The following is a 12,945-nucleotide window of genomic DNA, read 5'->3' as shown; positions in this document are numbered from 1 at the left end:
ACTGGCCGGTCGAGCTGATGGACGGCGACATCGTCCTCCGGCCGATAAAGCTGCGCGACCAGAAGGCCTGGCGTGAGATCAACCGGCGCAACCGCGACTGGCTGCGGCCCTGGGAGGCGACGATCCCGCCGCCCACGCCCAGCGGCCCGGTCACCCACCGGCCGACGTACCGTCAGATGGTCCGCCACCTGAGGTCGGAGGCGAACGCGGGCCGGATGCTGCCGTTCGTCATCGAGTACCAGGGCCGTCTCGTCGGCCAGTTGACGGTCGCCGGGATCACCTGGGGCTCGATGTGCTCGGGTCACATCGGCTACTGGGTGGACGAGGCGGTGGCCGGCCGCGGAGTGGTGCCGACGGCCGTGGCGATGGTCGTGGACCACTGTTTCCGCACCGTCGGACTGCACCGCATCGAGGTCTGCATTCGCCCCGAGAACGGGCCGAGCCGCAGGGTGGTGGAGAAACTCGGATTCCGCGAGGAGGGGCTGCGGCCCCGATATCTCCACATCGACGGGGCCTGGCGCGACCATCTCGTCTTCGCGCTCACGGCGGAAGAGGTGCCCGACGGTTTGCTCGCCCGGTGGCGCCGGGCACGCTCCGGGGGGCGGTCCGGCCACGAGCGGCGTAATCCGGGAATCCCGCACGGTCCCGGAAATTGAATAAACGTTCGAATTTGAGCGAGGGGTGACCGCCTTCCGGCGCGGAATTCCCGGTTCGGGTCGTCCCCCGATCGCGTCGGTCACAAGAAAAGTTCGAAATATCAGCCAGATCGTGCGACACACCGGTCCAATTGGCGGATGGCCCCGTGCAAACCCCTCTACCGTGTGAGACGTGAGCAGCAGCGGCCTCATCTACGCAGTCATCGTCGGGGCCTGGGCCGCCTACTTGGTGCCGATGTGGCTCCGTAGGCAGGACGAGCTGAACGAGGCCCGTCCGACGGAACGCTTCAGCACCGCCATCCGATTGCTGTCCGGACGGGCGGGCATGGAGCGCCGGTACGCCAAGGACCTGCGGGCGCGCTCCTCCGAGGAGGGGGAGCAGGGCGTCCACGACCCGGATGCGATCACCGACTCGGTGGACGTCCGGGCCTTCGCCGTGTCCCAGACCCGTCCGCAGACCCAGGCACCCGTACCGTCACTCCCCGCGGAGCAGCCGGAACCGGCACCCGGCCGGCCCCCGCGCGAAGGCGCGGAACGGCGGGCGCCCGAACCGGCCGCCGCGCGGGCGCGCGTCCCGGCCGCCCGCCGCGGACCGGACGCCCAGCGGGCCCGGGCGGCGCAGGCCGCCGCCGCGCGCGCCCAGCGCTCGAAGGCGCTCGCCCGCCGCCGGCGCACCACCACGATGCTCTTCGCCGCCTTCACGCTCGGCGCGATCGTCGCGGCGGTCGGCGGGCTCGCGTTCCTGTGGGCGCCCGGTGTACCGGCCGTGCTGCTGAGTGCGTACATCGCGTATCTGCGCTCCCAGGAGCGCCGCCGCTTCGCCTACCAGATGGACCGCCGCCAGGCCGAGGTCGCGGCGCAGCGGCTGCGCGAGCGGGAGCGCCAGCCGCGCCGCCGCCCGTCCGTCGAGGACGCCGACCCCGACGAACCGGAGGGGCCGGAAGCGGGAGTCGACGTCGACCCGGGGCTGACCGCGCTCGCCGCGGACCGGCGCGCGCTCGTCGAGCAGACCGACCACGCCGAGTGGGTCGACCAGCAGCGCGAGCGGCAGCGGCGGCCCGGCCAGGGCGGCGACAGCTGGGACCCGGTCCCGGTACCGCTCCCGACGTACGTGACCGCCCCGGTCGCCCCCCGCGCCACGGGCGACGTGGACCTCGGTGCCCCGGCCACCTGGAGCTCGGCCCGCTCCAGCGCCGTACCGGCGGACGAGGCGCAGGGTCCGGCCGACGAAGCGGACCCGGACCCGGCCGCCCCCGCGGACGACCGCAGCGACGCCCGCCGGGCGGCCTCGGCCCGCCGCTCCCGCGAACGCGGCCGCACCCCCCTCTTCGACCAGTACGAGGACGGGGAGCGTCCGAAGGCCGCCAACGAGTAGCGCCGGGCCAACGGATTTCCGAGCACCCCGATCGGGATGCTAAAGTTTCACTCGTTGCAAGGGCCTGTGGCGCAGTCCGGTAGCGCACCTCGTTCGCATCGAGGGGGCCAGGGGTTCAAATCCCCTCAGGTCCACGCAGCTCGAAGCCCCGGTCGGTATCACCGACCGGGGCTTCGGCATGTGGTGCCAACGCTCTGCTCGTACCGAGTACTTCGACAGAACGCCCCCGGTCCGGGATCGGTCCGGGGGCGTGCTCTCGGTGGGCCGTCGGGTCAGGCGACCGTCCACTTCTGGTTGGCGGCGCCGGTGCACGTCCAGATCTGCAAGGGTGTGCCGTCGGAGGAGGAGCCGCCCTTGGCGTCCAGGCACTTGTCCGCGCCGATGTTGGTCAGGTCGCGGGCGGAGGTGTAGGTCCACTGCTGGGCCTTGGTGCCGTTGCAGGTGTGGAGCTGCACGGGCGTCCCGTCCGCGGTGGAGGCGCCGCGGACGTCGAGGCACTTGCCGAGGGCGCGTACGGTGCCGTCGCTCCCCAGGGTCCACTTCTGCGCGTCGACGCCGGTGCAGTCGTGCAGCTGGATCGGGGTCCCGTCCGCGGGCGAGGCGCCGGCGACGTCGACGCACATGTCGCCGATGCCCTTGACGGCGCCGGTGCGGACGGTGCCGCCGTCCCCGGAGGAGCCGCCGGAGGCGGAGACGCGTACGTAGTCGATGGTCATCGTCTGCGGGAACGCGGTGCCGGCGTTCGGGCTGCCGGGCCAGTCGCCGCCGACGGCGAGGTTGAGGATGAGGAAGAACGGGTGGTCGTAGACCCACTTCTTGCCGCCCAGGTCGGCCGGGGTGCGGGTCTGGTAGGCCCGCCCGTCGACGGACCAGGTGATCTTCTCGGGGCTCCAGTCGACCGCGAAGACGTGGAATCCGTCGGCGAAGGACGCGCCGCCCGGGAGCGTGTACGCGGCGCCGATGCCGCCGCCACCGGAGTAGCCGGGGCCGTGGACGGTGCCGTGGACGACGCCGGGTTCGTAACCGACGTTCTCCATGATGTCGATCTCACCGCTGCCCGGCCATCCGACCGTGCCCAGGTCGTCACCGAGCATCCAGAACGCGGGCCACATGCCCTGACCGCGGGGCACCTTGATGCGCGCCTCGAAGTGACCGTAGGCCTGGGTGAAGGTCTTGGCGGTGTTGAGGCGGGCGGAGGTGTACTGGCAGGGGCCGTACCAGCACTGGAGCCCGGTGTCGGTGTTCTTGCGGGCGGTGATGACGAGGTTGCCGTTGCCGTCGAGGGCGGCGTTGTCCCTGCTGTCGCGGTAGTACTGCAGCTCGTGGTTGCCGTTGCCGCTGCCGCCGGTCTCCAGTGTCCACTTGCCGGGGTCCGGGGCGCTGCCGGCCGGGCCGTTGAACTCGTCGGACCAGGTCAGCGCGGTGGTGGCGGCGTCCGCCCGGTCGGCGGACGGTCCTGTGGTGAGGAAGGCGAAGGCGGCGACGACCGCGGTGGAGACCAGCAGGACGAGCCCGCCGAGCGACCACCGGCGTGCGCGGTGAGCGGCCATGACTGAACACACCTTGTCTGTGGGGAAGTTGCGTGGGGGAGCCCCGATGCTACGGACGATTGACGGTGCAACCAACTGCCCGGTTTGCGTCTCAACCAGCTCTGAGCTGGGGTTACTTACCGTCATAAGGCCTGCGTCTGATCGCTTAATGAGCGTTTAAGGGCGACTTAAGCGGGCGGAGGGGGAACGGGCCGACGGTGACCCGAGCCGGCAGGCCTTCTGCGTGATCCGTGAAGTGGGATGATCCCGTCCAAGGGGGGCGGCTGAACGCTTCTCGGGGGACCGCACGGGCGCGAACGGATGGCGGGGGAACGAGGGCCGCGTGGAACGCGTCGGACCGTATGCCGTCGAGCGCACACTCGGCGAGGGCGGCATGGGGGCCGTGTACCTGGCCCGGTCGCGCGGAGGGCGTGCCGTCGCCGTGAAGGTCGCGCGGGGCGAGCTCACCGCCGACCCCGACTTCCGCGCCCGGTTCCGTGCCGAGGTGACCGCGGCGCGCGCCGTCGGCGGCTTCCACACGGCGCCGGTCGTCGACGCGGACCCGGACGCGAACCCGCCCTGGCCGGCGACGGCGTACGTGCCGGGGTCGACGCTCGCCGAGCGCATCCGGTCCCAGGGCCCCATGGACGCAGGGGGACTGAAGGCGCTCGGCGCGGCGCTCGCGGAGGCCCTGGAAGCCCCATCCACGACTGCGGTCTGGTCCACTGCGACCTGAAGCCCGGCAACATCGTCATGGCCGAGGAGATGCAGTGAGCTATAGCGTCGGTCGTGTAAAGCCCCGGCGAGGTGGCCGGACCTCCCGGGGCGCGGCCAGCGCTGAATCGGAGGCGGCCATGTCTCGCGGCCGGCCGACGAGACGGAGGCGCGGCAGTTGGCCGTCGGCCTGGGGATGCTCGGCCGCGCTCGACGGGTGCTGGACGATCCCCTGTCCCCGAACGTCGAGGTGCGTTACACCGCCGTCCGGCTCACCGAGTGCCTGGCCGACGCACTGCGCGTCGCAGAGTCCCGGGGCCGACGCCTGCCCTCGCCGGACGCGCATGACACTGAAAGCGCCGTCAGCGGTGGTACCGGGGACCGTGCCCCGGGGGTGCGCTCATGAGTCCCCGGGCTGTGCGGTGGGCAGGTGACGAGCAGTCGGCTTTTACCGTCGTCTGGACGTGAGCACGCTACACAGCAGGAGGAGCGGAAACGGGCGTGGCCGCCGACCAGAATGCAGAGCGGACGTTCGGGTCCGGAATGGGACCCCTCACGCAGACAGAGGACTTGGTCACGCAAGGGACGGCCGCCTCGAAGAAAGCTTGACCACATCCACCGATGAGCACCGGCCAAGAGGCACATACTCCCTGAAAAGTGAGAGCACTTCGGCCTCTGGTGTGCGTACGCCGCTCATATGAGTACGTGAGTTGCATTCACCTGCCGGGTGCTCACGCTTCCAGCAGGACTGGTGTCATGAGCCCCCGCGAGATCGCGTCCCACCGGGTGGCGCAGCCGGTCCCGTACGTGGAAGGCACGGTTCGTCGTAAGAGCTTGAGGAACCCGGACAGTGACCGACGAGCCGAGGTTCGAGGCGAGCAGTCGGCATTTTACTGCTGGCTGGGCGCGAGCCCGTTATACAGGAGGAGGAGCGGAAACGGGCGTGGCTGCCGACCAGAATTCGGAGCGGGCGTTCGGATCCGGGAGGATTGCGCGGATCTCGTCAACTTCCCTCGGAGGGCGTGTCTGGGTCGTCGCGGAACCCGAGAGAACGGATGTCAACGTCATGAGTGCGGCTGTGGTGCGTACCCTGCTCAAGGGTTGCCTCGGTTCTTCCATCGGGGACAACGTCAGCCGCACATCGTCCGCGGCTGCTTCGGTGGTCCGCACGTGTGCTGTGTCCTGGACGAGAAACTCATGAGTTTCTGACCGATATCGCCACCAGTCCTTTATGGTGAGTGGGGTTCACTTGGATCGATAGCAGGCCGAAACGACTGTTACCTCGATGAGTGATGAGGCGTCGCCGTACTTGCTCTCGTCGAGCAGTCGCAGATCCACCGAGTATTCTTTCCCCTTGGACTCGGCGACGATTTGTGGGGTCTTCGCGGGACTGTCGTCCACGCCGTCCTTGACGATCTCCCAGCCGTCCCTGGGGAGGCGGTCACGAAGGCGGTCCATCGCCTCCGCCATGGCCGTCACGGGGACCTGATAGACGCTCCATGGGTGGCGTGCGCGGTAGACTTCCTCGTCCGATTCATAGTCCGTACATCGTACCGTCATGGCGCCGGCATCCGTCACCTTTCCCTTGAGGGCCATTATTTCAAGAATTCGACTGGATGCTTGCTCGACCTCTGTCTTGACGACTTCCCCGTCGCGCACCTGCATGTCGGTCGAGTCACCCCCTTGTGAGCATGCGGCCAGCAGTATGCAGGCTGCGGCTGTATACACAAAACTCATGATTTGCCTATTCAAGTTCAATCCTATGATATTTTCCGGTGATCGCGGCGGCCTGGTTGCGTAGGCTCAGGGATCCCTGATCCCAGAACCCGCCGTGTCCGTCCGAGTCACTCTTCATGACGTTCCCGCCGAACGATTCATCGGTGGGAATGACCAGATTGTCGCCGAGCCCCACGAGGCGACCGCCCTGGCGAACTACCTGGTCATCCCCAGGGCCGCCCATCACCCACACATGGTGCGCGCCTGCACCCAGGTCGGCCTCATAATCTGCCTGGACGCCGGGGCTACCAGCGAAGACATAGTCGGCAACGGCCTCAGGATCCTTCCAACTGCCGGACTGCGCCGAGACACCGACGACCGTGCTCCCGTAACTGTGCCCGATCACCGTGGTGTGGGCTGTGCTCCCGGAAGCGTTCTCATGGGCTTCCCTATTACCCTGGAGGAAGTCGTAGAGGCGCGGACCGCCCTCCTCCGCGTATTTGCCGCTACTTGCCTGCGGGACGATGCTGTCCGGAGCGTTGTAGTCGAGCCAGGTGATCGTGGAGACGTTCTGGCCAGGCGAAAGCTTGGTGCTCTCGGCCCACAGTCTCTCCGCGCGGCCGATGTCCCCATGATCTTCCCCTTCCCCGATTTTTCGAGGCCGGCGTGGGTGCCGGGCACATAGACAGCCACATGGTCCGCCTTGTCAGGATCACCGTTGGCGAGAACGACCCTTCCGTCACCCAGGCCCGCAGGGTCGAATCCAAGCAGATATGCCTTGGGCAGGCCTCCTGCACCAGTCCGGTCGAAACGGCCCTGAACGTGCTCCATGCCCTTGAGGGTCTGGTTCAGTTGCGCGTAGCGGTTCCCGTACTCCCTGTGCCAGTCCATCCACTCGTCGGTGTGCACCTTGGACGGGTACGGGCCTGAGGTGATCCACGCCCACTCGTTGGCAGGGGCCTTGGGGATCGAGTTCAGTTCCAGTTGAAGTTGTGCGCGTGTTTCGCTGAACACGATGCGGTTGGCTTCGTCCCGGACTGCGGACGGCAGCCCGTTGAGCCCACCTACGGCCCTCGGGTCGGCGGACATCCACGCAGCCTGTTCCTCGGGCCTGAGGGACTGCCACCATTCTGAGTTCTCCTGGGGGGTTCCGTCCTTGGGTGGCTGCGGGAGCGAGTCGAGGTACTTCTTGCCGGCCTCGCTCACGCCTTTCTTGCCGGCCTCGCTCACGCCCTTCGTGTCGGAGGAGGTGTCGGCCCAGTCCGTGTCGGAGACGGTGAGGTCGTCGTCCGCCTTCAGGGCCCGCAGCTTCGGTGCCCACTTCTCGTCGGCTTCCGTCGCGGCCTTGAGGGCGGCGGCGATCAGGTCGGCGCAGTCCTGTGCGAGGCGGTGGTTGGGGTTGGGGTCGGCCGCCTGGCGGCCGACCGCGGGGGCCGTGTCGTCCGTCAGTCCGCTCACCGTGCCGCCCGCGGGGGTCTTGCCGTCCTCGGACTTCTCCCCGCCCGCCGGGTAGGTGACCGAGCCGTCGGTGTTCACGGTGAGGTTCGCCGCCTTGGCGTTCTCAAGGGCGAGGTCGAGTTTCTTTCTGGCCGCTTCCAGCTCGTACGAGAACGCTTCGAGGGCGGTGCTGACGAGACCGCACTGGGTCTGGATGTAGTGGAAGTTCTGGCCGAGCAGCCTCATCTGCTTGTTCGCCGCTGTCGCGGCCTCGCCCTTCAGGCTGTTCTTCATGGCCACGGCAATCTGGTTCTCGACGCGGTCCTTGGCCTCACTCGCCATCTTCGCGGTGCTGCGGTAACCGTCGGCCGCTTCGGAGTACTCGGCCGGCTTGAGTGCTTTGAGCGTCGCGAGATCCATGGCGTCTCGTCACCGCCCCTTGGCCTGGCCGCCGACGGCCGGTGTGTCCGCGTACGTCACTTCAAGTGCGGTGACCTGGGCCTCGATCGACTTGTCCGTCTCGGACTGGTCCTTGCCCGCTTTCACCAGGAGGCCGGAGAGCTTTCCGCAGCGCCCGCTGACGTTCTTGACGTAGGTCTCCCAGAAGGCGTGGACGTCGTTCTGAGCCGCTGCGGTCAGACAGCCGGCGTCGCTGCCGAGGCCCGTCTGGCCGTCCTTCAGCTGCGCCGTCGCCTTGCCGATGTCCTCACGCAGCGAGCCGATGTCCGTACCGGCCTTCGTCCAGGCCGACCGGTTCGAGATGAGATCGGCAGCACCGCCGCCACCCCGGTCGGCGGGCAGCTGGTCGAGCTGCATCCGTGCGGTGTGCCGCTCGGCCGCTGCGGCCTTCAGCTGCTCCCATTCGTCCCACGCCATGCGTGGACCTCCCCCTGCCGTACGCCGCCGAGCTGATGCGAGCGTGCGATCGCCGTGCCGTCGTGATCGGTACGGACGGTAGCGGGTCGTCACCTTCCGCCTCCTCCGTATCGGCCACCAGGGCGTTTGAGTAGGCGTACTCAGACGGATCCGGTCACCGAGGGGGCGGGGTGCGGTGCCTGGCCCGGGGGCGGCCGAGCAGCGGATGCCGCGTCGTCCGGTACTCGGGTGGCCCTCGGTACTGTCGGAACGATCTATGAGTACGCGCGCTCATGATCGGGCGGAGGACCGGTCCCTACCGTGGCCCGCATGGAAACGCATCCGGTCCCCGCGAACCTCCCGGCCGTGAAGGAAACGGGGTGCTTCATCGGCTGCGCGGTCGCGCTGTTGCTCTTCCTCGTCCTGCTCGCCTGGGGCGCCTGGGCGCTGGACGAGTTCGAGAAGGGACTGGACGGGTCCGGGCAGTTGGAACAGACCGGGGCCTCCGGCGACAGGTGGGATCCGCTCGGCCCCGGTGCGACCGCCCGGTACGAGGACGGTCTGAAGGTCACGGTCGGTCCTCCGCGACGGGAGCCCGACGGCACGTACGGCTTGACGGTCACCTATGAGAACGACACCGACGAGGAGGTGTCGTTCGACGACGGGTGCGAGACGCTCGAGGTCCGGGAGGGCGAGCCCTCGGACGACGCCGTCGGCCACGACCTGACATGGCTGAACCGGAGGGAGTGCGACTCCGCCCTCGCCCGGCCCCTCGGCGTGGACGAGACGCGCAGCGTCCCGGTCCACGTCGAGCCGAGCGGACGGGGGGTCCCGGTCACCGTGGAGGTCGGCTGGCCCTACGGCACGTCTCGTGACGCGGCGTACTTCCTGCTCGGCCTGGACTGACCGGGTCGGCCGCTACAGCGTCTTCGCGTAGCAGCGGCTCTCCTCGTGGAAGCGGTAGTAGCCGAACTTCTCGCAGGGCTCGTAGCCGCTGGAGGCGTACAGGGCGATGGCCTCCGGCTGCTTCGTGCCGGTCTCCAGGACCATGCGGACGCGGCCGGCCGCGCGGGCGTCCTCCTCCAGGGCGGCCAGGACGCGGCGGGCCAGGCCCCGGCCGCGCATCTGCTCGATCACGTACATGCGCTTCAGCTCGGCGTCGCCGTCCCGGTTGCCCTCGCCGTTGGCGTCCTGGGCGCGCCAGCCGCCGGAGGCCACGGGGACGCCGGACTCGTCGTACGCGATCAGGTAGGTGCCGTTCGGGGGCCTGAAGTCCGCCGGGTCCATGGGGGTGGCGTCGCCGCCGTCGCCGTAGCGGACGTGGTACTCGGCCTGGACTTCGGCGTCCAGCTTCACGGCGTCGGGGTGGTCGTAGGGGACCCGGCGGATATCCATGCCGAATACCGTAAAACACGCCCGGACCTGGAGTGCCGTATCGTGCCCTGATGCTCACTGTGACCTCCGTCAACGTCAATGGACTGCGGGCCGCCGCCAAGAAGGGCTTCGTGGAGTGGCTGGCCGGGACCTCCGCCGATGTGCTGTGTCTGCAGGAGGTGCGGGCGGAGGCGAAGCAGCTGCCGGAGCAGGTGCGGGAGCCCGAGGGGTGGCATGTCGTGCACGCGCCCGCCGTCGCCAAGGGGCGCGCGGGGGTGTCCCTGTACTCCCGGCGTGAGCCCGAGCGCGTTCAGGTGGGGTTCGGGTCGGACGAGTTCGACGACAGCGGGCGGTACGTGGAGGTCGATCTGCCCGGTGTGACCGTCGCCTCCCTCTATCTGCCGTCCGGGGAGGTCGGGACCGAGCGGCAGGAGGAGAAGATCCGGTTCATGGACCAGTTCCTCGGCTATCTCCGAGGGCTGCGGGAGCGGGCCGCCGCGGGCGGGCGGGAGGTCGTCGTCTGCGGGGACTGGAACATCGCCCACGAGAAGACCGACCTGAAGAACTGGCGCGGGAACACCAAGAGCTCCGGGTTCCTGCCGGAGGAGCGGGAATGGCTGTCCCGGGTGCTCGATCCGGCGGACGGCGGGTACGTCGACGTCGTGCGGGCGCTGCATCCGGACGTGGACGGACCGTATTCGTGGTGGTCGTACCGGGGGCGGGCGTTCGACAACGACACCGGATGGAGGATCGACCTCGCCGTGGCGACGCCCGGGCTCGCGGGCCGCGCGGTCGAGGCGTACGTGGAGCGTGCCGCCACGCACGCCGAGCGCTGGTCGGACCACGCGCCGGTGACGGTGGTCTTCAAGGATGTCCCCGCCGGGGTGGGCTGACGTCGGCGTGCCGGGGACCGTACCGGAGCCGCCGGTGCGCGGGGCGGGGCACGGGCGGGGCCGGCCGGTGGATTGGCCCGTGATCCGGGCACCGGAATGAACTCCGCCGGGGGTCCTTCACGACCGTAGCGTCGTGGTCATGACGAACGAGAGCACCACCACCGACAGCGTCCGCGTCGACTTCGCCGAGGCGGCGCCCAAGGCGTTCAAGGCGCTCATCTCCTTCGACGCGGCGGCCCGCGAAGGCCTGGACCCGGCGCTCGTCGAGCTGGTCCAGATCCGGTCCTCGCAGCTCAACGGCTGTGCGTACTGCCTCCACATGCACACCTTTGACGCCCGCAAGGCGGGCGAGAGCGAGGAGCGGCTGCACATGGTCTCCGTGTGGCGGGAGGCGAGGAACTTCTTCACGGAGGCCGAGCAGGCCGCACTCGAACTCGCCGAAGCGGTCACCCTCGTCTCCGAGGGCGGGGTGCCCGACGCGGTCTACCGGCGTGCGGCCGCCCGGTTCGCCGATGACGAACTGGCCCGCCTGCTCGCCCTGATCCTCACCATCAACACCTGGAACCGCATTGCCCTGAGCACGGCCAAGGTACCGGGCACCGACCAGCGGGGAGCCCGCCGATGAGCACCGGTACGCGACCGGGTGCCGCCGGCGGGCCGCGGGAGGCCGGCCCGCGGATCGGCTCGGCCCCCGGCCTCACCGCCCAGGGCCGGTGACGGGTGGTGAGCGCGTACGCGGTGGGCTTCGGCGGGGCCCGCTGCACGATCGCCCTCGGCCTGGCCCCTTGTCGCGGGTCCGCCCGTCCTTCCCGCCCCCGCGGCCGTCAGTCCCCGACGGGCGGTGGGGGCAGGATGCGGCAGAGGGCGTCGAGTGCCGCTCCGAAAGCGTGGTCGGGGGGTGCGGCGTAGCCGACGACCAGGCCGTCCTGCGCGGGCATGGTGGCGGCCGGGTGCCGGAAGTCGGCCAGCCCGTCCACGGCGACGCGCTGCCAGGCCGCGGCCTTGGTCACCGACCGCTCGCTGCCGGGCGGAAGGCTCAGCACCGCGTGCAGCCCGGCGGCGATGCCGGTGGGCGCGATGTGCGGCGCCCGGCGGGCGAGAAGGCCGACCAGGCGGTCCCTGCGGTCCCGGTAGCGCTGCCGGGTCCGGCGGATGTGCCGGTCGTAGTGGCCCGACTCGATGAAATCGGCCAGGGTCAGCTGGTCCGTGACACCGGCCCACGCCTCGCGCTCGCCCTTGGCGCGCAGCACGGGCTCCACCAGGTGGTCCGGCAGCACCATCCACCCCAGCCTCAGCGCGGGGGAGAGGCTCTTGCTGAGCGAGCCGAGGTACACGACCCGCTGCGGATCGAGCCCCTGGAGGGCGCCCACCGGCTCCCGGTCGTAGCGGAACTCCCCGTCGTAGTCGTCCTCCAGCAGCACGCCCCCGCTCCCGCGCGCCCAGTCCACCGCGGCGGCCCGCCGCTCGGGGCGGAGCGGCCCCCCGGTGGGGAACTGGTGGGCGGGGGTGAGCAGCGCCGCCCGCACGGTCTTCAGCGCGAACAGCTCCGTGGTGCGCGCCCCGTGCTCGTCCAGCGTCAGGGGCACGGTCCGCACCCGCGCGGCCTCCAGGAGCGACCGGTGGAACGGCAGCCCGTAGGACTCCACGGCCAGGGGACCGCGCAGTGCCTTCCCCTCGAAGAGCAGCCTCAGGGCGTGCGCGAAACCGGAGCACACGACGATCGTCTCGGGGCTGGTGCGCACGCCCCGCACACGGGACAGGTACGCGGCGAGGGCGCGTCGCAGCTCGGGCCGGCCGCGGGGATCGCCGGGGCCGAACGCCTCGTTGGGTGCCGCGTTCAGTGCCCGTCGCGCGGCGGCCAGCCAGGCCGTACGGGGGAAGGAGGCGGCGTCCGGCAGGCCTTGCCGCAGATTGTGGGCGGGCGGCTCCGGGCGGGCCGGCACCGGCTTGGGCACGCGCGGGGAAGCGGCCGGCCTCGCCCTGGGCGCCACCCGGGTCCCCGACCCCTGGCGGGCGATCAGCCAGCCCTCGGCGACGAGTTCGGCGTAGGTCTCGGCGACGGTGTTGCGGGCCAGCCCGAGGTCGGCGGCGAGCGACCGGTAAGGAGGGAGCCGGGTGCCCGGTGCCAGCCGCCCCTCCGCTATCGCCTCGCGCAGCGCGCGACCGAGTACGGCGCGGCGACTGCCGCCCTTGGCGGTGTCCAGGTCCAAGTGGAGGTCGCTGCCGACGCGTTCGGCCGGATTGACCCATGAATCAGCCATGGGAATGCACCCTACGCGGGGTCTTTCGCGTACATAGCGTGGTGGTCACGAGGAACGGGGACCGGCGCGGGGCCGGGGCCGGAGACGGCCCGGGGCAACCCGTGCGGGTCCGCTCCTCGCCGTCGCACCGAACCG

The 12,945-nt window shown here is 70.2% G+C and carries 11 protein-coding genes, 1 tRNA gene and 1 pseudogene; 7 read left to right on the top strand and 6 right to left on the bottom strand.

Annotated features, from left to right (window positions below):
- The first annotated feature begins 17 nt into the window (after nucleotides 1–17).
- The 3 genes from AB0A94_RS12865 (at nucleotide 18) to AB0A94_RS12855 (ending at nucleotide 2,165) form a co-directional block, all read left to right on the top strand.
- The gene (locus AB0A94_RS12865) at nucleotides 18–656 is read left to right on the top strand and encodes a GNAT family protein (RefSeq protein ID WP_361743059.1); all 639 of its coding nucleotides are present in this window, start codon (nucleotides 18–20) and stop codon (nucleotides 654–656) included.
- Between the two features lie 172 nt (nucleotides 657–828).
- A complete protein-coding gene (gene glpR, locus AB0A94_RS12860) occupies nucleotides 829–2,031 on the top strand; it encodes a gephyrin-like molybdotransferase receptor GlpR (protein ID WP_361743056.1) in 1,203 nt (400 codons plus the stop codon).
- Between the two features lie 60 nt (nucleotides 2,032–2,091).
- A tRNA-Ala gene (locus AB0A94_RS12855) sits at nucleotides 2,092–2,165 on the top strand.
- A gap of 138 nt (nucleotides 2,166–2,303) precedes the next feature.
- Here the strand turns inward: AB0A94_RS12855 and AB0A94_RS12850 are convergent.
- On the bottom strand, nucleotides 2,304–3,581 hold the full coding sequence (locus AB0A94_RS12850; RefSeq protein WP_361743053.1) for a family 16 glycosylhydrolase: 1,278 nt from the start codon (nucleotides 3,579–3,581) through the stop codon (nucleotides 2,304–2,306).
- A gap of 373 nt (nucleotides 3,582–3,954) precedes the next feature.
- Between AB0A94_RS12850 and AB0A94_RS12845 the strand changes: the two are divergent.
- Nucleotides 3,955–4,325 (top strand): annotated as a pseudogene (locus AB0A94_RS12845) (serine/threonine protein kinase); the annotation flags it as partial.
- 1,194 nt (nucleotides 4,326–5,519) lie between these two features.
- On the opposite strand, the gene AB0A94_RS12840 reads toward AB0A94_RS12845, so the two are convergent.
- The 3 genes from AB0A94_RS12840 to AB0A94_RS12830 all read right to left on the bottom strand — a co-directional run bounded on the left by AB0A94_RS12840 (nucleotide 5,520) and on the right by AB0A94_RS12830 (nucleotide 8,303).
- A complete protein-coding gene (locus tag AB0A94_RS12840; protein ID WP_361743050.1) occupies nucleotides 5,520–5,939 on the bottom strand; it encodes a hypothetical protein in 420 nt (139 codons plus the stop codon).
- Between the two features lie 79 nt (nucleotides 5,940–6,018).
- On the bottom strand, nucleotides 6,019–6,549 hold the full coding sequence (locus AB0A94_RS12835) for an alpha/beta hydrolase (protein WP_361743237.1): 531 nt from the start codon (nucleotides 6,547–6,549) through the stop codon (nucleotides 6,019–6,021).
- Between the two features lie 1,307 nt (nucleotides 6,550–7,856).
- Nucleotides 7,857–8,303, bottom strand: coding sequence for a hypothetical protein (locus tag AB0A94_RS12830; RefSeq protein WP_361743047.1), 447 nt, complete (start codon nucleotides 8,301–8,303; stop codon nucleotides 7,857–7,859).
- A 309-nt stretch (nucleotides 8,304–8,612) separates the two neighbouring features.
- Here AB0A94_RS12830 and AB0A94_RS12825 point away from each other — a divergent pair, with 309 nt between their 5' ends.
- A complete protein-coding gene (locus AB0A94_RS12825) occupies nucleotides 8,613–9,188 on the top strand; it encodes a hypothetical protein (RefSeq protein ID WP_361743045.1) in 576 nt (191 codons plus the stop codon).
- Between the two features lie 12 nt (nucleotides 9,189–9,200).
- Here AB0A94_RS12825 and AB0A94_RS12820 read toward each other — a convergent pair whose 3' ends face one another.
- Nucleotides 9,201–9,677, bottom strand: a complete 477-nt coding sequence (locus AB0A94_RS12820) for a GNAT family N-acetyltransferase (RefSeq protein ID WP_361743042.1) — start codon at nucleotides 9,675–9,677, stop codon at nucleotides 9,201–9,203.
- Between the two features lie 50 nt (nucleotides 9,678–9,727).
- Between AB0A94_RS12820 and AB0A94_RS12815 the strand changes: the two genes are divergently transcribed.
- Both AB0A94_RS12815 and AB0A94_RS12810 read left to right on the top strand, forming a co-directional pair.
- Nucleotides 9,728–10,549 carry an exodeoxyribonuclease III gene (locus AB0A94_RS12815; RefSeq protein WP_361743040.1) on the top strand — a complete coding sequence of 274 codons (822 nt, stop codon included), beginning with the start codon at nucleotides 9,728–9,730 and terminating at the stop codon, nucleotides 10,547–10,549.
- Between the two features lie 139 nt (nucleotides 10,550–10,688).
- Nucleotides 10,689–11,174, top strand: coding sequence for a carboxymuconolactone decarboxylase family protein (locus AB0A94_RS12810; RefSeq protein ID WP_361743037.1), 486 nt, complete (start codon nucleotides 10,689–10,691; stop codon nucleotides 11,172–11,174).
- A gap of 199 nt (nucleotides 11,175–11,373) precedes the next feature.
- On the opposite strand, the gene AB0A94_RS12805 is transcribed toward AB0A94_RS12810, so the two are convergent.
- On the bottom strand, nucleotides 11,374–12,810 hold the full coding sequence (locus tag AB0A94_RS12805; RefSeq protein ID WP_361743034.1) for a PLP-dependent aminotransferase family protein: 1,437 nt from the start codon (nucleotides 12,808–12,810) through the stop codon (nucleotides 11,374–11,376).
- Nucleotides 12,811–12,945: the final 135 nt, after the last annotated feature.

Source organism: Streptomyces sp. NPDC044984, assembly GCF_040646935.1.
In the GTDB taxonomy this organism is placed as follows: domain Bacteria; phylum Actinomycetota; class Actinomycetes; order Streptomycetales; family Streptomycetaceae; genus Streptomyces.
Note: the sequence above shows the minus strand (reverse complement) of the source record. Positions and strands in the feature narration are given on the sequence as shown.

Coding starts and splice junctions, on each gene's coding strand:
- AB0A94_RS12805 (WP_361743034.1), bottom strand. CDS start 12,810: ATGGCTGATTCATGGGTCAATCCGGCCGAACGCGTCGGCAGCGACCTC.
- AB0A94_RS12840 (WP_361743050.1), bottom strand. CDS start 5,939: ATGCAGGTGCGCGACGGGGAAGTCGTCAAGACAGAGGTCGAGCAAGCA.
- AB0A94_RS12865 (WP_361743059.1), top strand. CDS start 18: ATGGACGGCGACATCGTCCTCCGGCCGATAAAGCTGCGCGACCAGAAG.
- AB0A94_RS12815 (WP_361743040.1), top strand. CDS start 9,728: ATGCTCACTGTGACCTCCGTCAACGTCAATGGACTGCGGGCCGCCGCC.
- AB0A94_RS12820 (WP_361743042.1), bottom strand. CDS start 9,677: ATGGATATCCGCCGGGTCCCCTACGACCACCCCGACGCCGTGAAGCTG.
- AB0A94_RS12830 (WP_361743047.1), bottom strand. CDS start 8,303: ATGGCGTGGGACGAATGGGAGCAGCTGAAGGCCGCAGCGGCCGAGCGG.
- AB0A94_RS12825 (WP_361743045.1), top strand. CDS start 8,613: ATGGAAACGCATCCGGTCCCCGCGAACCTCCCGGCCGTGAAGGAAACG.
- AB0A94_RS12850 (WP_361743053.1), bottom strand. CDS start 3,581: ATGGCCGCTCACCGCGCACGCCGGTGGTCGCTCGGCGGGCTCGTCCTG.
- AB0A94_RS12810 (WP_361743037.1), top strand. CDS start 10,689: ATGACGAACGAGAGCACCACCACCGACAGCGTCCGCGTCGACTTCGCC.